Source organism: Faecalibacterium sp. IP-3-29 (genome assembly GCF_023347335.1).
Taxonomy (GTDB): domain Bacteria; phylum Bacillota; class Clostridia; order Oscillospirales; family Ruminococcaceae; genus Faecalibacterium; species Faecalibacterium duncaniae.
Map to the genome: position 1 here is coordinate 88,389 of NZ_CP094471.1, position 17,938 is coordinate 106,326.

Here is a 17,938-nt window from a genome sequence, read left to right on the forward strand (position 1 = left end):
AACATTAGGGAGGAACCTGTATGTATTTCCCGAGAAATTTCCTCTGGGGCGGCGCAACGGCCGCAAATCAGTGCGAGGGTGCCTATCTGGAAGATGGCAAGGGCCTGTCCATCCAGGATGTGCTGCCCAAGGGCTTCAAGGTCATCACCGAGGAGCCGACCCCCGACAACCTCAAGCTGAAAGGCATTGATTACTACCACCGCTACAAAGAGGACATCAAGCTCTTTGCGGGCATGGGGTTCAAGGTCTACCGCTTTTCCATTGCGTGGAGCCGCATTTTCCCCACCGGCGAGGAAGCACAGCCCAACGAGGCGGGCCTGAAGTTCTACGATGATGTCATTGACGAGTGCCACAAGTACGGCATCGAGCCGCTCATCACCATTTCCCACTACGAAACGCCCCTGGCCCTGGCCCGCAAGTACAACGGCTGGAGCAACCGCATCATGATCGACCTGTACCTGAAATACTGCCAGGTCCTGTTTGAGCGGTACAAGGGCAAGGTGAAGTACTGGATCACGTTCAACGAGATCAACTCCATTTTGCACCAGCCCTTTGTCAGCGGTGCCATCCTGACCCCCAAGGCCCAGTTGAGCAACCAGCAGCTGTATCAGGCCATCCACTACGAGCTGGTGGCCAGCGCCAAGGCTGTGCAGCTGGCCCACAGCATCGACCCGGAGTACAAGGTGGGCAGCATGATCCTGGCCGTTACCATCTACCCGCTCACCCCGAACCCCGATGACATCATCGAGGTGATGGAGCTGGACAACGAGGTGTACCTGTTCTCGGACGTGCAGGCCCTGGGTGCCTATCCCTACTACGCCAAGCGCGTGTTTGAGGAAAAGGGCGTGCAACTGGAGATCAGCGATGAGGACCGCGAAGCCTTGACCCACACTGTGGACTTTGTTTCGTTTAGCTACTATTCCAGCAACTGCGCCGCCGCCGACCACTCGCTGGGCGAGCCCACCGGTAGCAACATGGTCCCCACCCTCAAGCGCAATCCGTATTCCAAGGTCAGCGAGTGGGGCTGGCAGATCGACCCCAAGGGCCTGCGTTACACCCTGAACCGGCTGTACAGCCGCTACCACAAGCCCCTGTTCATTGCCGAAAACGGCCTGGGTGCCAACGACACCCTGGTGCCGGACGGCCACGGTAGCTTTACGGTGGAGGATGATTACCGCATCCGCTACATGAACGACCACCTGGTGCAGGTCAGCGAAGCGCTGCACGACGGCGTGGACGTGATGGGCTATACCAGCTGGGGCTGCATTGACCTGATCTCCTGCTCCACGGCGGAGATCAAAAAGCGCTACGGTATGATCTATGTGGACCTGAACAGCGACGGCTCCGGTACGCTGGAACGTTACAAGAAAAAGAGCTACGAGTGGTACCGCCGCGTGATCGAATCCAACGGCGAAAACCTGGAGATCGACCCGGAGAAACCCATCGTCCTGTAACACACGCTTCTCATAAGGTGCCCTGAAACGGCACTTCCTCCTTTCAGACCCGCTGTGTGGCGTATGCTGCCCGGCGGGTCTTTGTTGTGCACAAAAATTTGTCCCCTGCTTCAGAATGTGATATACTGTTCCCAAAGAAAGAGAACGAGGTATTGCTGTTATGAAAATTCCTGCAAATGGATTTACCCACGCCGGCAAGTTCCATGCGGACGACGTGTTTGCAACGGCGCTGCTGCAGATCATCCGGCCGGACATCAGGATCACCCGCGGCTTTGTGGTACCGGACGATTTCGACGGCATCGTGTATGATATCGGCTTTGGCATGTTCGATCACCATCAGGAGCCCCGCGAGTACCGTGCCAACGGCATCCCCTATGCGGCCTTCGGCCTGCTGTGGCGGGTGCTGGGCCCGGGGCTGGTGGGGGAGCGTCAGGCCCGGCTCATCGATGAAAACTTTATCCAGCCCCTTGATCTGAACGATAACACCGGCGAGCAGAACAGCCTGTGCGATGCCATCGGCTTTTTCAACCCGGTGTGGGACTCCAAGGAGGATCAGGACACCTGCTTCTTCAAGGCGGTGGCTGTGGCAAAGCAGATCCTGGAAAACCAGATCGAGAGCGCGAACGCCGTGAACCGCGCCGACGAGAAAGTGCAGCAGGCCTATAAGAATTCCCGGGACGGCATCGTGATCCTGCCCTGCTACCTGCCCTGGAAGAATGGCCTGTACAAGACCGATGCCCTCTTCGTCATCTACCCCAGCCAGCGCGGCGGGTGGAGCGCCCAGTGCGTGACCGACCACAAGACCAAAAAGCCGAAGCTGCCCTTCCCCCAGAGCTGGGCGGGCCAGCCGCAGGAGGTCATTGAGCAGAAGAGCGGCATCGAGGGCATCAGCTTCTGCCACGCCAGCCGGTTCCTCATCACCGCAAAGGATAAGGAAACGGCGCTGGCCGCCTGCCGTCAGGTGCTGAAAAACAACGGGAGACTGTGATATGAGCGGGGAAGCGGAGAAGACGGAGCGGGCCTATGTCTATATGGTGCGCTGCGCAGGCGGCCAGCTCTACACGGGCTGGACAAATGACCCGGCCAGCCGCCTGCACGCCCACAAGAGCGGGAAGGGAGCCAAGTGCACCCGTGCGCTGGGGGCACAGCGGTTCGCGTATCTGGAACGGTGCACAGACAAATCTGCCGCCCTGCGCCGGGAAGCAGCCCTGAAAAAGCTGACCAAGGCGCAGAAGGAAACCCTGTGCGCCGAATGGGCTGAGAAGAACCTGCCCCGGCTCTCGCTGGCCACCCGGGCCGATGCGGCGGAGATCCTGGACATCTACAACTGGTATGTCCTGCACCATACCGCCACCTTTCAGGTAACGCCCTCTTCCCTGCCGGAGTATGAGGACTGGGTGGACAGCACCCGTACGCTGATCCCTCTGCTGCTGGCCCGGGATGGGGAAGGTAAGCTGCTGGGCTACGCCTGTGCCCACCGCTACCACCCCCGTGAGGCCTACGACTGGGCTGTGGAGAGCACCATCTACTGTGCCCCCGATGCCCGGGGCTTTGGTGTGGGGGATACCCTCTACCGCGCCCTGCTGGATATTCTGGACGGGATGGGTTACTGGAATGTCTACGCCCTTGTGGCAGACCCCAACCCCGCCAGTGAGCGTATCCATGCCCGCCTGGGCTTCACCTGTGTGGGCCGTGAGCCCCACACTGCCTATAAGTTCGGCTGGCTGGGCCTGTCCACCTGGTGGCTGCCCCTGCGCAGGGGCAATGAAAAGCCGGAGCCCACCCACCCGCTGACACAGGAACAGGTGGAGGAGATCCTGGGAAGATATCAGGCATAAAGAAAGCGTCCTTCGGGGCGCTTTTTTGCAGTTCATATATACATTTTGAATGCATAAAAATTGAATATAAACAAATGATACTGTATAAACATACAAAGTGTAACAAATCCTGCCGCAAATGCGCGGCATGTTTGGCAGTTTTCAGCATTGACGGAAAAGCCGCGCTGCGTATAATAAAAGCATCAACCGCAAATCAAAGACAGAGGATGCGAAGGGAAAGTGCGCATCAGGATACAAAAGTGTATTTTTATTAAAAGGAGCGCGTTTATTATGAAAAAGGAAAACATCAAAAAAGTCGTTCTGGCCTACTCCGGTGGTCTGGATACCTCCATCATCATTCCCTGGCTGAAGGAAAACTACAACAACTGCGAAGTCGTCGCCGTTTCCGGTGACGTGGGCCAGGGCACCGAGCTGGACGGCCTGGAGGAAAAGGCCAAGGCTACCGGCGCTTCCAAGCTGTACGTTCTGGATCTGAAGAAGGACTTTGTGGAGAACTACATCTTCCCCACCCTGAAGTTCGGTGCAAAGTACGAGGACTACCTGCTGGGCACCAGCTTTGCACGCCCCTGCATTGCAAAGGCTCTGGCCGATATCGCCATCAAGGAAGGCGCAGATGCCATCTGCCACGGCTGCACCGGCAAGGGCAACGATCAGGTGCGTTTTGAGCTGACCCTCAAGGCCCTGTGCCCCGATATGGCCATCATTGCTCCCTGGCGTGAGTGGGACATCAAGAGCCGTGACGAAGAGATCGACTACGCCGAGGCTCACCACATCCCCCTGAAGATCAACCGCGAGACCAACTACTCCAAGGACAAGAACCTGTGGCATCTGAGCCACGAGGGTCTGGATCTGGAGAGCCCCGCCAACGAGCCCCAGTACAACCACCCCGGTTTCCTGGAGCTGGGTGTCAGCCCCGAGCAGGCTCCCGACACCCCGACCTATGTGACCATCCACTTTGAAAAGGGCGTTCCCACTGCTGTTGACGGCAAGGAGATGGGCGCTGTGGAGCTGGTGGAGTACCTGAACAAGCTGGGCGGCGAGAACGGCATCGGCCTGCTGGATATCGTGGAGAACCGTCTGGTGGGCATGAAGAGCCGCGGCGTGTACGAGACCCCCGGCGGTGCCATCCTGTACAAGGCCATCAATGTTCTGGAGACCATCACCCTGGACAAGGAGAGCGCACACCTCAAGGAGCAGCTGGCTCAGAAGTATGCCGACATCGTCTACAATGGCCAGTGGTTCACCCCGCTGCGTGAGGCTCTGGATGCTTTTGCCAACAGCCTGGCAAAGACCGTGACCGGCGATGTGAAGCTGAAGCTGTACAAGGGCAACATGATCAACGCCGGTGTCACCTCTCCGTTCACCCTGTACGATGAGCAGACTGCTTCCTTTGGTGAGGACGAGGATTACAACCAGGCAGATGCAGCAGGCTTCATCAACCTGTTCGGCCTGTCCATCAAGGAGCGCGCAAAGCTGTCCAAGAGCTGGCCGAAGATCGAAGACTAAGCGGCTGATCCACCGGGATCACACAAAGCCAACTTTCTCTCCGGTGTGTTTTCTACACTTTCACAACGGAGTTCCAAAACCGGCATAGTTGCCGGCGGCACCGCCGCAGGAGCGTTTTCCCCTGCGGCGGCTTTGCCGTTTTTAGCTGTTTTTATTTACAAGATAAACATCCTCGCCCTCTCAGGCCGCTTCGCGTCCAGCTCTCCCAAAGGGAGAGCCTCTGGCGAAACCGTAAACTTTGTGTGGATTGCCAAGGCCTCTCCCTTTGGGAGAGGTGGCATTGCGCAAGCAATGACGGAGAGGGTGAGCCGCCTATCAGTAAAGGAAAAAAATATGGCAGAACAATTATGGAAGGGCCGCTTCTCCAAGGCGGTCGATTCGCGCGTCAATGATTTCAACTCCTCCATCCGCTTTGACCAGCGGATGATCGCGCAGGATATGCGCGGCAGCGGGGTCCACGCCGCCATGCTGGCCAAGCAGGGCATCATCTCCGAAAAGGACTGCGAGGATATCCTCAGCGGGCTGGCCTCCATTGCCGACGATCTGGCAAGCGGTGCGCTGGAGATCGACCCCAACGCCGAGGATGTGCATACCTTCGTGGAGCAGACCCTGACCGCCCGCATCGGCGATGCAGGCAAGCGCCTGCACACCGGCCGCAGCCGCAACGATCAGGTGGCGCTGGATATCCGCCTGACCCTGCGGGATTACAGCCACACCCTGCAGGCTTACATTGTGGAGCTCATCAAGGTCATCTGCAGCAAGGCGGCGGAGAATACCACCGCTGTCATGCCCGGCTACACCCACCTGCAGCGCGCCCAGCCCATCACCTTTGGCCATGCGCTGATGGCCTACGCCTCCATGCTTCTGCGCGACCTGCAGCGCTTTGAGGATGCCACCGCCCGCATGGATGCCCAGTGCCCGCTGGGTTCCGGCGCTCTGGCCGGTACCACTTACCCGCTGGACCGTCAGTTCACCGCCGAAAAGCTGGGCTTTGCCGCCCCTTGCGCCAACAGTCTGGACGGCGTTTCTGACCGCGATTTCTGCATTGAGCTGGCCAACGCCATCTCCATCTGCATGATGCATCTGTCCCGCCTTTCCGAGGAGATCATCCTCTGGTGCAGCTGGGAGTTCAAGTTCATCGAGCTGGACGATGCCTTTACCACCGGCTCCTCCATCATGCCCCAGAAGAAGAACCCCGATGTCACCGAGCTGATCCGCGGCAAGACCGGCCGCGTCTACGGTGACCTGAACACCCTGCTGGTGATGATGAAGGGCATTCCTTTGGCTTACAACAAGGATATGCAGGAGGACAAGGAAGCCATCTTCGATGCAGTGGATACGCTGGAGCTGTGCCTCAAAACTGTCACCCCCATGCTGGACACCATGAAGACCCTGCCTGCCAACATGCGCCGCGCCGCCGCCAAGGGCTTTATCAACGCCACCGACTGCGCCGACTACCTGACCAAGAAGGGGATGCCCTTCCGGGATGCCTACAAGCTGACCGGCTGCATGGTCTCCGACTGCATCGCAAAGGATAAGACCCTGGAGGAACTGACCCTTGACGAATTCAAGGGCTACAGCGCCCTGTTCGAGAACGATATCTATGATGCCATCGACCTCATCAAGTGCTGTGAGGGCCGCACCAGCTACGGCGGCCCCAGCGAGGCCAGCGTCAACAACCAGATCCGGCTGGCTATGGACCAGCTGGCCGCATGGGAGGCGAACAACGCATGAGCGTAAAGGTCTTTATCGACGGCTCCGCAGGCACCACGGGTCTGCGCATTGCCGACCGTCTGGCTGCCCGGCCCGAAATTGAACTGCTCTCCATCTCCGAGGAGGGCCGCAAGGACGTGAACGAGCGGGCAAAGGTCATCAATTCGGCTGACCTCGCCTTCCTCTGCCTGCCGGATGCCGCCTCCAGAGAGGTCATGCCCCTGCTCCGCCCGGATGTCAAGGTGCTGGATACTTCTACGGCTTTCCGCACGGATCCCAACTGGGTCTACGGCTTCCCGGAACTCAGGGGCCAGAAGGAAAAGATCAAAAATGCCTGCCGCGTGGCGGTGCCCGGCTGCTATGCCAGCGGGTTTATCAGCATCATGCGGCCTCTGGTGGAGCTGGGCCTTGCCGGAGCGGGTGATTTTTACAGCTGCACCGGTATTTCCGGCTATTCCGGCGGCGGCAAAAAGATGATCGCCGATTACGAAAGCCCCGACCGTCCGGCCCACAGCAAGCTGGATGCACCCAAGAGCTACGGTCTGAGCCTTGCCCATAAGCATCTGCCCGAGATGCAGAAGATCAGTGGGCTGGCAAACCCGCCCGCCTTTGTGCCTGTGGTCTGCGATTATTACAGCGGGATGCAGGTGCTGGTGCCCTTCCAGCCGGTCTGGGGCGGTGCCGAAAAGGTGGCCGCAGGGCTGGCGGAGTATTACAGGGATGCCGCCACCATCAAGGTGCACGCCCTGAACGAGCCTTTGCCCGAGAACGGCCTGTACTCCAACGCCATGGCCGGTACCGACCGCATGGAGCTGTACAGCACCGTGAACGCCGCCGGGGATCAGATGATGCTGGTCTCCCTGTTTGATAATCTGGGCAAGGGCTCTTCCGGTGCGGCAGTCCAGTGTATGAATCTGATGCTGGGGCTGCCGGAGACCCAGGGGTTGGAATAAAAACTCCCTTCGTCTGCTCACGGTGTTCGCATCCACCTCCCTCAAAGAGGGAGGCTTTTGCAGCTGACGGTTACGCAAAGGCTCCCTCCGTGAGGGAGCTGGCACGGCGAATGCCGTGACTGAGGGAGTATTTCTTTGTGGGAAAGGAGAATCTTTATGCAGTATCAAGAAGTTGCGGGCGGCATTTGTGCCCCCAAGGGCTTTGCAGCGGCTGGCGTGCATTGCGGCATCCGCGCAAATCATAATGAAAAATACGATCTGGCACTCATCAAGGCGGAGGTGCGCTGTGCCGCCGCCGGTGTCTACACCACCAATAAGGTCTGCGGTGCGCCCATCAAGGTGGACCGTGCCCACCTGAAGGACGGCTATGCACAGGCCATCCTTGTGAACAGCGGCAACGCCAACACCTGCGCCGCCAACGGCGTGGCTCTGGCCGAGGAGTGCTGTGCGCTGGTGGGCGAGGCACTGCACATCCCCGCCGAGGATGTGCTGCCCGCCTCCACTGGTGTCATTGGCCAGCCCATGGTCATTGACCCCTTTGCCCGGGGAATCCCCGCCGCTGCCGCAAAGCTAGCGGCCACCGCGCAGGGCAGCACCGATGCAGCCACGGCTATTATGACCACCGATACCCACAAAAAGGAGTATGCCATCCAGTTTGAGCTGGGCGGCAAGACCTGCACCGTGGGTGCCATTGGCAAGGGCAGCGGCATGATCGCCCCCAACATGGCCACCATGCTGGCCTTCTACACCACCGATGCCGCTGTTTCCCCCGCTCTGCTGGAAAAGGCTCTCAAGACCGTGGTGCCCGGCACCTACAACCAGATGAGTGTGGATCTGGACACCTCCACCAACGATACCCTGATCATCATGGCCTCCGGTCTGGCCGGAAACCCCGAGATCTGCGAAGAGAACGCCGACTACGATGCCTTTGTGGCGGCCCTGACCGCCATTGCCGAGCACATGTGCGCCGAGCACGCCGGTGACGGCGAGGGTGCCACCCACCTCATCACCTGCGAGGTGACCCACGCCCCCGATCTGAAAACGGCCCGTGCCGTCAGCCGCAGCGTGGTCTGCTCCAACCTGTTCAAGGCTGCTGTCTTTGGCCGCGATGCCAACTGGGGCCGCATCCTCTGCGCCATCGGCTACACCCCCGGCGATTTCTCCATCGACAAGGTCTGTGTCTGGCTGAGCAGTGCCGCCGGTGAGGTCTATGTCTGCGAGAACGCCGCCTACCACCCCTACAGCGAGGACGAGGCTGCCAAAGTTCTGGCGGAGCATGATATCCTTGTCAAGGTGGATATGGGTACCGGCGATGCCAGCGCCAAGGCATGGGGCTGTGATCTGACTTATGATTATGTGAAGATCAACGGGGATTATAGAACTTAATGGAACTCCTCCAGTCGCCTGCGGCGACAGCCCCCCCGAAGGGGGAGCTTTAGGAACGAACGACAAGCAGCAGATTTTAATTTTATGGAGCAAGTGACCCATTCGACAAAAGCTCCCCCTTTCGGGGGAGCTGGCAATGCCGCAAGGCATTGACTGAGAGGGTTCAGAGGAAAGATATGAAAAACGAAGAAATGGCCCTCCTGTTTTCGGAGGCGACCCCTTACATCCAGAAATACCATGGCAAGACCATGGTCATCAAATACGGCGGCAACGCCATGATTAACGAGACGCTGAAAAACGCCGTGATGAACGACCTTGTCACCCTGACCCTGCTGGGGGTGCGGGTGGTGCTGGTGCACGGCGGCGGCCCGGCCATCAACGAGATGCTGAAAAAAGTCGGCGTGGAGAGCCATTTCAACAACGGTCTGCGTGTGACAGATGACGCTACCATGGAGATCGTTCAGCAGGTGCTGGCCGGTAAGGTGAACAAGGACCTTGTGGCAAAGCTGCGCGGCCGCGGCGTGGGCCTGTGCGGCATGGATGGCCAGATGCTCCGCTGCACCGAACTGGACCCTGCTCTGGGCCATGTGGGCGAGATCATCCATGTGGACCCCACCCTGATCTCCACCCTGCTGGACGGCGGCTATATCCCCGTGATCGCAACAGTGGGCATGGACGATCTGGGCCAGGCCTATAATGTCAACGCCGATACCGCCGCCGCACAGATCGCCATTGCCCTCAAGGCCGAGAAGCTGGTTTCCATGACCGATATCGCCGGCCTGCTGCGGGATAAGGACGATGAGACCACCCTTATCCCCGAGGTGGAGGTCAGCGAGATCGAGGGCTACAAGGCTGCCGGCATCATTGCGGGCGGCATGATCCCTAAGATCGGCGGCATGGCCGATGCCATCTATCAGGGAGTCCACGAGGCGGTCATCATCGATGGCCGTGTGCCCCACTCCATCCTGCTGGAGCTGTTCTCCAACCGGGGCTCCGGCACCCGGTTCTACCGCCGCAGCCATCAGGAATAAGGCTTGCTGAAAATTATATCGGGCGATATAATAAAGATGAATAGGCTCCCCCTTTGGGGAAGCTGGCGAGCGAATGCGAGACTGAGAGGGCGAGGACGCTAACCAAGGAGGGTATATCTATGGATTCCGAAAAAGTCATCAAGCGGGACAACGAATATGTCCTGCACACCTATAACCGCAATCCCATTGCTCTGGAAAAGGGCCACGGCCTGTATGCCGAAGGCCCTGAGGGCCAGAAGTATCTGGATTTCACCAGCGGCATCGGCGTGAACAGCCTGGGCTACTGCGACCTGACCTGGGCCGAGGCTGTCTCCGAGCAGGCCCACAAGCTGCAGCACACCTCCAACCTTTACTACACTGCCCCCTGCGGCAAGCTGGCCAAAAAGCTGTGCAAGCGCACCGGCATGAGCAAGGTATTTTTCGGAAATTCCGGTGCCGAGGCCAACGAGGGTGCCATCAAGGCTGCCCGCAAGTACAGCTTTGACCACTACGGCAAAGGCCGCGATGTTGTGATCACGCTGGTCAACAGCTTCCATGGCCGCACCATTGCCACCCTGACCGCCACCGGTCAGGAGGTGTTCCACAACTACTTTGGCCCCTTCAACGAGGGCTTTGTCTATACCACCGCCGGTGACATCGAGGGCCTCCGGGAACTGGTGGACCGCCATACCTGCGCCATTATGCTGGAGCTGATCCAGGGCGAGGGCGGCGTGATGGCGCTGGACCCTGAGTATGTGCAGGCTGTGCGTGCTCTCTGTGATGAAAAGGACCTTGTCCTCATCGTGGACGAGGTGCAGACCGGCGTGGGCCGCACCGGCACCTTCCTGTGCTGTGAGCACTACAACCTCAAGCCCGATATCGTCACGCTGGCCAAGGGCCTGGGCGGCGGCCTGCCCATCGGTGCCGTTCTGCTGAACGAAAAGACCGCCGAGGGCATGGGCCCCGGCAGCCACGGTTCCACCTTTGGCGGCAACCCGGTGGTCTGCGCCGGTGCCAACGTGGTGGTGGATCGGATGGATCAGAGCTTCCTGGCCAATGTCAGTGAACGGGCCGTTCAGCTGCGCGCTGGTCTGGCCAAGCTGCCCATGGTCAAGAACCTTTCCGGCATTGGCCTGATGGTGGGCATCGAGTTCTTTGGCGGCATCCAGGCCGCGGACGTGCTGGCCGCCTGCCGCGAAAAGGGCCTGCTGGTGCTCACGGCCAAGAGCCGCCTGCGCCTGCTGCCCCCGCTGACCCTGACCGCCCACGATGTGGAAAAGGCTCTGGGCATCCTGAACGAGGTGCTGACCGAGATGGAGCAGAAGGCTCCAAAGGAGCAGGCATGAAACATCTGCTGAAAATGAGCGACCTCTCCCCCGCTGAGCTCCATCACATCCTTGATGTGGCGGAGGAGCTCAAGGCAGAGCAGAAGGCCGGGACGACCCCGGCGCTGCTCAAGGGCAGGAGCGTGGCGCTGATGTTCTCCAAAAATTCCACCCGCACCCGCACCAGCTTTGAGGTGGGTGTCTACCAGCTGGGCGGTCTGGGCAATTACATGAACGCCGCCACCGAGCTGCAGTCCGGCCGGGGCGAGCCCCTCAAGGATACCGCCCGGGTGCTGGGCCGCTACTACGACTGCGTGGTCTGGCGCACCTACCGTCAGTGCGATCTGGAAGAGTTTGCCGAGCTGGCCGGTGTGCCCGTGATCAACGGCCTGACCGACTACGCCCATCCCTGCCAGGTGCTGGCCGACCTGATGACCATCCGGGAACGCCGGGGCACGCTGGAGGGCCAGAAGCTCTGCTTTATTGGCGATGGCTGCAGCATGGCAAACAGCCTCATCGTGGGCGGCCTGCTGGCAGGGATGCGTGTGACCTGCGTCTGCCCCGAGGGCTACCGCCCTGCCGCCGACGTGCTGATGTTCGCCCACAAGTATGGCGAAAAGTTTCACCTGCTCACCGACCCCGCCGAGGGTGTGAAGGATGCCGATGTGGTGGTGACCGCCGCATGGAACACGGCCCCCGGTACCCCCGAAAGTGAGCGCCGTCTGCGGGATTTCGCGGGCTTTCAGGTGACCAGCAGGCTGATGGAGGGTGCAAAGCCCGATGCCATGCTCCTCCACTGCCTGCCTGCGCACCGGGGTGAGGAGATTTCCACCGCTGTCTTTGAAGAGCACGCCGACGAGATCTTTGACGAGGCCGAGAACCGTCTCCATGTGCAGAAAGCCGTGTTGGCCATCCTGTTGGCCGGTCTGTAAAAACGAGAAAGAACCCCGGAGCTGCAGGAAACTGCAGCTCCGGGGTTCTTATGGTTTCTCTCAGGGTCTGCGGCTCAGGCCGGGGCCCTCATCAGACCCTGCCAGCGCCCTTGTCCAGGATCTTATTGAACTGGAGGAAGAAGGTGGTGGCGGTCACGGCAGCGGCGATGATGTCACTGACGGGCTCGGCAAGGAACACGCCGAACACGGGGTTCGCGACCACATGGGGCAGGATGAAGATGAGAGGGATGAGCAGGATGAGCTTGCGCAGGCAGGCCAGCAGCAGGCTGACCTTGGCCTGACCCAGCGCCATAAAGCTCTGCTGGCAGGCGATCTGGACACCGGTGGAGAAGATGCCCGCCATGTAGATGCGCATGGCCCAGGTGGTGTAATCGATCAGGGAGGCATCCGAGGTGAAGATGCCAGCCACTGCACCGGGAACCAGCATCATCAGCAGCCAGAAGATGGTGGTGTAGCTCAGGCAGAGGGTCAGCTGGAAGCGGAATGCCTGCTTGACGCGGTCTTTCTTGCCTGCGCCGAAGTTGAAGCTCATCACCGGCTGGCCGCCCTGGCAGATGCCCGAGATGGGCATGGTGCACAGCTGGGAGGCGCTGGTGATCACGGTCATGGCACCCACGGCCACGTCACCGCCGTAGCGGGCCAGGCTGGAGCTGAAGCTGATGGACAGCAGGCTCTCGGTGGAGAGCATGACGAAGGTGGAAATGCCCAGTGCCAGCACGGGCATGATGATCTTCCCTTCCAGCTTCATGTCCTCTTTGCGGATCTTGAGGATGGTCTTGGGGCCGGTGAGGAAGCGGATGACCCAGATGGCACCCACTGCCTGGCTCAGCACGGTGGCAATGGCAGCACCCTTTACGCCCATGCCCAGCCCAAAGATGAGGATGGGGTCCAGCACGATGTTGATGACCGCGCCGATAACGGTGGTCAGCATACTGATCTTGGCAAAGCCCTGCGCAGTGATGAAGGTGTTCATGCCAAGCACGATCAGCACGCAGATGGTGCCCAGAATGTAGATGCGGCTGTAAGCCAGAGCGTAGGGCAGGGTGGTGTCACTGGCACCAAACAGCCGCAGCAGGGTGGGTGCGGCGGCGTAAAAGACGATGGTCAGGACGACCGAGAAGAGCAGCAGCATGGTAAAGCTGTTGCTGACGATCTTTTCTGCCTGCTTCTTGTCGCCCTGGCCCATGGCGATGGCGGTGCGGGGCGCGCCGCCGGAGCCGATGAGCATGGCAAAGGCGTTCAGGAGCATCAGGATGGGGGTAAACAGGCCCACGCCGGTCAGAGCCGCCGCGCCGATCCCCGAGATGTGGCCGATGTAGATGCGGTCCACGATGTTGTACAGCAGGTTGACCACCTGCGCCACAACGGCGGGGATCATCAGCTGGAGCAGGAGCTTTTTCACGTCACCCGTGCCCATATCCTGCTGTTTTTTCTGCGTTTGTGCCATGGAAAGTGTCTCCTTTGGTTTGAGCGAGACGGAGAGGGCTGCCCTCAGAACGTCAGGCCGAAGTTCATCTCGTAGTAGTTGCCCGCGGCATCACGGTAGGCGTAAGCCTTGCCGTTCTCGTCCTTCATGCTGTCGGGCATGTAGGCATCCTTTGCAAAGCCGGGCACGTCGTTGGGGCTGATGCAGACACCGTCCGCGTTCACAGCCAGCACCTCGTCGCCCTTGGGCAGGGTCAGGGGCAGTTTGCCAACGGGAGCAAAGCGGCCGAACATCACATCCAGCGTTGCGGAGGGGTAGGTGTCAAAGCCGACGGTCAGAGCGTCGGAGACCTTCTCCACATTGCCGACCTCCCAGGCCAGCGGGCAGTTGATGTTGGAAACGACCTTGCCGCCGTGTGCGTGGACCGCAGCAGCGATACCGGCCAGACGGTTTGCGCCCACCAGAGTGGTCTCCTTGTGGGTCTCGGTGGTGGGCTTGCCGCTCTCATCCACGTTGCAGACCGTCTTGTCCTCGCAGATGTCCAGCTCCAGGTAGCCCGGGGTGGCGTTGAAGTATGCACCGGACTGGGGGCTGACCATCAGCAGGGCCACCTGGGCCTCATCGGGGGTGTCCACCAGAGTGACATTGCCCAGCATCTCGCGCAGGGCCTTGGTGGCGGCCTCACCGGCCTCGGCGCTCTTGCCAAAGGCCTCAGCGTAGACCTTGGTGCCGTCCTTCAGGGGCAGGGTGCCGTCGTTCTTCAGCAGGACAACGGACTCGCGGTGCACGCGGGAAGCTTCCTCCCAGTCGGCCTTGGTGGCAACGACCTCGGCGGCCTTCCTGGGGTCGGCGTAGGTGTCCTCGAACATGCCCTGACGGAACAGCTCGGTCAGGGTGCGGCTGACAGCGCGGTTCAGGCTGGCATCGGTCAGCACCAGATCTTCCTTCTTGAAGCCGGCGGGCACCGCGTGGGTGTCGTAGTAGTCGTTGGTGCCGCGGGCGTAGCTCTCCTCGCCCAGCTCGTTGTCCAGCAGGCCGGAGATCAGGTCCACGCCGCTCTGGGTGACAGCATAGCCGATGCGCTCGGGCTCGTCCAGCATGTCAACGCCCCAGCACATATTGTGAACAATGCCGGTGTCGGAGTTGATGTAGCCCTTGAAGCCCATCTGGCCGCGCAGCAGGCCGTCGATGAACACCTTGTTGTAGGCAAAGCCGTAGGGCTGGAGCTCGATGGGGTTGCCGTTGAAGTCCTCCTGCGGAGCGCTCTTCTCGGCGCTGGGCTTGGAGTAGTAGGGCATGATGGACTCGGCATTGTGGCGGATGGCTGCACGGAATGCCGGGATGTGGTACTTCTGCAGGGAGCCGGGGGTGGCGTAGATGTTCCACTGGCCTGCTGCATAGTGGGGGTCAAAGCCGTTCTCACGGGCACCGCCGCCGGGGAAGTGCTTCACAGTCATGGAAACACCCTCGGGGGTAACGCCGTTGCTGCCGCCCTGGATGCCGGGGATCAGGTGGTCGAAGATCTCCTCGATCAGTGCGGGGTCCTCGCCAAAGGTGCCGAAGGTGCGCTGCCAACGGGGGTCGGTGACGCAGTCGGCCATGTACATGTAGCCCTTCTTCAGGCCGCAGGCGTTCCACTCGCGGCGGATGGTGTCGGCGAACTTGTCGATGATGTCGATGCGTGCAGTGCCCTTGACGGCAGCAGCAATGCCCAGGGTACCGGGATAGGTGGCAAACACGCCGGTGGCATCGTTCATGCCGAACACGACCTCGCCGTTCTCGTTGCGGCTGTTGGACATGACCTGCATGGGAACAAAGTGATCACAGGTCTCGGTCAGGTACTGCAGCTGGTTCAGGTAATCTGCCAGATCCTCGGGCGTGGGGCTCTCGCGCAGGATGACGTGGCGGTTGAAGCTCTTCTTGACCATGTCAGAGGTGCTGGGCAGGGACTGGGAGCCGAAGATGCTGTCGGAGACGTTCACGGGTGCCTCGTCCAGCAGGCCGCTTTCGTCCGCCACGGGCTTGTGGCCGTTGGCTGCCAGACGGGGGGAAGGATACTTGGGGCCCATGCGCCAGTCGGAGGTGAAGATCTGGCCGATCTTCTCGCTGGTGGTCAGAACCTTGACATAGGCCTCGGCGCGCTCAGCCGGGGTCAAGCGCCAGTCGTTGACTGCGCTGACGGTGCCGGTGCCGTCGATGTCCTTGAAATACAGGCCGTCCTGCTCGATGACCTTGCGCTCCACGGTGCTGATGGTGGGGCCGTTGGGGTTCTGGTAGCGCTTTACACGCTCGGATGCTTTCACTGCCATAGTGTTTTCTCCTTTTCTTTTGAACGCAGCGGCCCATGCCACAGAGCCGCAGATGCTATACCTATTATAATAGGCCGCCGCGCGGAACAACTAGAAAATTTTTTGGATATTTCCGCACTTTCCTTGTATTCTTTTTTTGCGCGCGGTTGGAATACAAGTCTGTTTTGTGGAATGTGCTGTACTAGTATCTTACAATCATGTGCAAAATGACGAACGCTGTTTTTTAAAACTGTTGATTTCGCCCAAGGAGAGTAAAATTGTCCTGTTTTCCCACAAAATTTTACTAACAGAAATTTGAGGGATAGTTCATAATGTATACATAAAAATCCCCCGGTTCGCGATGTGGCAGCCGCAGCCCACGGGGGACCGAATGAAAGGCCGGAGTGAGTGGCAGCACACCGGCCGCAGAATTGAAAGGAGAACCCTTCTATGGCAAAGGTCAAACAGCCGCTTGAAGAAAACGGCATCCACAGAGCGAAAATGTGGGAGATCATGATGTACGCTCTGAATAACACCTCCACCAACACCTACATGATGGTGGTCGGTTACATCAGCTACTTCCTGATCGGTATCGTCGGTCTGGCATCCGTGCTGGCCGGTTCTATTGTTACCATCATGCGTGTCTGGGACGGTGTCACCGACCCGTTCGTTGGTATGATGGTCGATAAGACCAACGGCAAGTTCGGCAAAAACCGTCCGTTCATTGTCATCGGTCAGATCATCATGTTCGTCACCACCTTCGTGATGTTCAACTTCATCCCCAAGATGGGCACTGGTGTCCGCTTTGTTGCGTTCATCATCATCTACATGATCTACATCCTGGGCTACACCTGCCAGTGCGTTGTCACCAAGTCTGCTCAGACCTGCCTGACCAACGATCCCAAGCAGCGCCCCATCTTCGCAATGTGCGATACCGTGTACAACATCATCCTGATGAACATTCTCTTCCCCATCATTGTCACCGATGTCCTGGTGCCCAAGTTCACCCTGACTGCCGAGGCCAACGCTGCCGAGATCGCTTCTCTGGTGGCACAGAACCCTGCTCTGGCAGGCATCGTGGAGAAGTCCGGCGGCAGCCTGTCCGCTTTCTACAACCCCGGCCTGTTCACCACCATGCAGCTGATGTTCGGCGGCCTGTCCGCTGTCTTTGCAGTCTGCGCCATCATCGCCCTGTGGCGTAAGGACAATCCGAAGTACTTCGGTCTGGGCACCACCCAGAAGGTCGGCATCAAGGATTACGTTGACACCCTGGCTCACAACCGCGCCATCCAGATGCTGGTGGTCTCCGCATCTACCGATAAGCTGTTCATGTCCACCAAGAGCAACGCTACCGTTATGATCTGCCTGTTCGGCATCATCTTCGGCAACTATGCCGCATACTCCAGCTACTCTCAGATCACCTCTATCCCCATCTGCCTGATCTCCATCCTGCTGATGAACAAGATCGCACGTCAGATGGGCCAGAAGGCATCCATGCTGGTGGGTACCTGGGGCGGCATCATCGGCTCCATCGCCATCACCCTGTTCCTGTTCTTCTTCAACCCCAAGGGCGATGCTTCCAAGTTCTCTCTGCCCGCATTCCGCCTGATCCGTCCTGACACCTGGGGCACCCTGTTCACCGGCTGGACCACCACCGCTTTGATCTTCGTGCTGCTGGTCATCGCATGGTCCGGCGTGCAGGCACTGTCCTCCTCCATCGTTATCACCATGACCGCTGACTGCGCTGACTACGAGGTCTACCGTACCGGTAAGTACGTTCCCGGCCTGATGGGCACCCTGTTCAGCTTCGTGGATAAGCTGGTCTCCTCTTTGGCTGCTACCGTTGTGGCTCTGTTCTACTCCATGGTCGGCTTCAAGGACGCTCTGCCCGACACCATGACTCCGTACTCTGACGGCATCTTCTGGGCAACCATCGGCTGCTTCGTCCTGCTGCCCATCGTTGGCTGGCTGTGCAACGTTGTTGCCATGCACTTCTATCCCCTGACCAAGGAGAAGATGGAAGAGATCCAGGCTGAGATCGGCCGCATCAAGGCTGAGGCTGCTGCAAAGCAGGCTTAATGCCAAC

13 protein-coding genes are annotated in these 17,938 nt (G+C 59.6%); 11 read left to right on the forward strand and 2 right to left on the reverse strand.

Annotated elements, in window-relative coordinates:
• Nucleotides 1–20: 20 nt before the first annotated feature.
• The 10 genes from MTP40_RS00405 to argF all read left to right on the forward strand — a co-directional run bounded on the left by MTP40_RS00405 (nt 21) and on the right by argF (nt 12,117).
• Nucleotides 21–1,454 carry a glycoside hydrolase family 1 protein gene (locus MTP40_RS00405; protein ID WP_117505629.1) on the forward strand — a complete coding sequence of 478 codons (1,434 nt, stop codon included), beginning with the start codon at nt 21–23 and terminating at the stop codon, nt 1,452–1,454.
• A gap of 160 nt (nt 1,455–1,614) precedes the next feature.
• Nucleotides 1,615–2,442, forward strand: coding sequence for an MYG1 family protein (locus MTP40_RS00410; RefSeq protein WP_005928891.1), 828 nt, complete (start codon nt 1,615–1,617; stop codon nt 2,440–2,442).
• Between the two features lies 1 nt (nt 2,443).
• Entirely contained in the window at nt 2,444–3,292 is an 849-nt protein-coding gene (locus tag MTP40_RS00415) for a GNAT family N-acetyltransferase (RefSeq protein ID WP_249259637.1), read from the forward strand.
• A gap of 270 nt (nt 3,293–3,562) precedes the next feature.
• Nucleotides 3,563–4,798 carry an argininosuccinate synthase gene (locus MTP40_RS00420; RefSeq protein ID WP_005928879.1) on the forward strand — a complete coding sequence of 412 codons (1,236 nt, stop codon included), beginning with the start codon at nt 3,563–3,565 and terminating at the stop codon, nt 4,796–4,798.
• 333 nt (nt 4,799–5,131) lie between these two features.
• On the forward strand, nt 5,132–6,532 hold the full coding sequence (gene argH / locus MTP40_RS00425) for an argininosuccinate lyase (protein WP_242886641.1): 1,401 nt from the start codon (nt 5,132–5,134) through the stop codon (nt 6,530–6,532).
• Nucleotides 6,529–7,464: an N-acetyl-gamma-glutamyl-phosphate reductase gene (gene argC, locus MTP40_RS00430; protein ID WP_156066295.1), complete on the forward strand. Its 936-nt coding sequence runs from the start codon at nt 6,529–6,531 to the stop codon at nt 7,462–7,464. Before argH ends, argC begins: the two co-directional genes overlap by 4 nt.
• Nucleotides 7,465–7,620: 156 nt before the next feature.
• On the forward strand, nt 7,621–8,850 hold the full coding sequence (gene argJ, locus MTP40_RS00435; protein ID WP_156076636.1) for a bifunctional glutamate N-acetyltransferase/amino-acid acetyltransferase ArgJ: 1,230 nt from the start codon (nt 7,621–7,623) through the stop codon (nt 8,848–8,850).
• A gap of 176 nt (nt 8,851–9,026) precedes the next feature.
• Entirely contained in the window at nt 9,027–9,881 is an 855-nt protein-coding gene (argB, locus tag MTP40_RS00440; RefSeq protein WP_097773048.1) for an acetylglutamate kinase, read from the forward strand.
• Nucleotides 9,882–10,000: 119 nt separating this feature from the next.
• On the forward strand, nt 10,001–11,206 hold the full coding sequence (locus tag MTP40_RS00445; RefSeq protein WP_098923905.1) for an acetylornithine/succinylornithine family transaminase: 1,206 nt from the start codon (nt 10,001–10,003) through the stop codon (nt 11,204–11,206).
• Entirely contained in the window at nt 11,203–12,117 is a 915-nt protein-coding gene (gene argF, locus MTP40_RS00450; RefSeq protein WP_005928855.1) for an ornithine carbamoyltransferase, read from the forward strand. The genes MTP40_RS00445 and argF overlap by 4 nt, the downstream gene beginning before the upstream one ends.
• Nucleotides 12,118–12,208: 91 nt before the next feature.
• Here the strand turns inward: argF and MTP40_RS00455 are convergent, their stop codons facing one another.
• Both MTP40_RS00455 and MTP40_RS00460 read right to left on the reverse strand, forming a co-directional pair.
• The gene (locus MTP40_RS00455; RefSeq protein WP_098923903.1) at nt 12,209–13,585 is read right to left on the reverse strand and encodes an MATE family efflux transporter; all 1,377 of its coding nucleotides are present in this window, start codon (nt 13,583–13,585) and stop codon (nt 12,209–12,211) included.
• A 44-nt stretch (nt 13,586–13,629) separates the two neighbouring features.
• Nucleotides 13,630–15,873 (reverse strand): glycoside hydrolase family 3 N-terminal domain-containing protein, encoded by a 2,244-nt coding sequence (locus tag MTP40_RS00460; protein ID WP_098923902.1) that lies wholly within the window; start codon nt 15,871–15,873, stop codon nt 13,630–13,632.
• A gap of 429 nt (nt 15,874–16,302) precedes the next feature.
• On the opposite strand from MTP40_RS00460, the gene MTP40_RS00465 reads away from it, so the two are divergent.
• Nucleotides 16,303–17,931: an MFS transporter gene (locus MTP40_RS00465; protein WP_156068572.1), complete on the forward strand. Its 1,629-nt coding sequence runs from the start codon at nt 16,303–16,305 to the stop codon at nt 17,929–17,931.
• Nucleotides 17,932–17,938 lie beyond the last annotated feature (7 nt).

What these genes read in the sequence shown, in the direction of transcription:
- MTP40_RS00405 (WP_117505629.1), top strand. Translation starts at nt 21, where the DNA reads ATGTATTTCCCGAGAAATTTCCTCTGGGGCGGCGCAACGGCCGCAAAT.
- MTP40_RS00410 (WP_005928891.1), top strand. Translation starts at nt 1,615, where the DNA reads ATGAAAATTCCTGCAAATGGATTTACCCACGCCGGCAAGTTCCATGCG.
- MTP40_RS00415 (WP_249259637.1), top strand. Translation starts at nt 2,444, where the DNA reads ATGAGCGGGGAAGCGGAGAAGACGGAGCGGGCCTATGTCTATATGGTG.
- MTP40_RS00420 (WP_005928879.1), top strand. Translation starts at nt 3,563, where the DNA reads ATGAAAAAGGAAAACATCAAAAAAGTCGTTCTGGCCTACTCCGGTGGT.
- argH (WP_242886641.1), top strand. Translation starts at nt 5,132, where the DNA reads ATGGCAGAACAATTATGGAAGGGCCGCTTCTCCAAGGCGGTCGATTCG.
- argC (WP_156066295.1), top strand. Translation starts at nt 6,529, where the DNA reads ATGAGCGTAAAGGTCTTTATCGACGGCTCCGCAGGCACCACGGGTCTG.
- argJ (WP_156076636.1), top strand. Translation starts at nt 7,621, where the DNA reads ATGCAGTATCAAGAAGTTGCGGGCGGCATTTGTGCCCCCAAGGGCTTT.
- argB (WP_097773048.1), top strand. Translation starts at nt 9,027, where the DNA reads ATGAAAAACGAAGAAATGGCCCTCCTGTTTTCGGAGGCGACCCCTTAC.
- MTP40_RS00445 (WP_098923905.1), top strand. Translation starts at nt 10,001, where the DNA reads ATGGATTCCGAAAAAGTCATCAAGCGGGACAACGAATATGTCCTGCAC.
- argF (WP_005928855.1), top strand. Translation starts at nt 11,203, where the DNA reads ATGAAACATCTGCTGAAAATGAGCGACCTCTCCCCCGCTGAGCTCCAT.
- MTP40_RS00455 (WP_098923903.1), bottom strand. Translation starts at nt 13,585, where the DNA reads ATGGCACAAACGCAGAAAAAACAGCAGGATATGGGCACGGGTGACGTG.
- MTP40_RS00460 (WP_098923902.1), bottom strand. Translation starts at nt 15,873, where the DNA reads ATGGCAGTGAAAGCATCCGAGCGTGTAAAGCGCTACCAGAACCCCAAC.
- MTP40_RS00465 (WP_156068572.1), top strand. Translation starts at nt 16,303, where the DNA reads ATGGCAAAGGTCAAACAGCCGCTTGAAGAAAACGGCATCCACAGAGCG.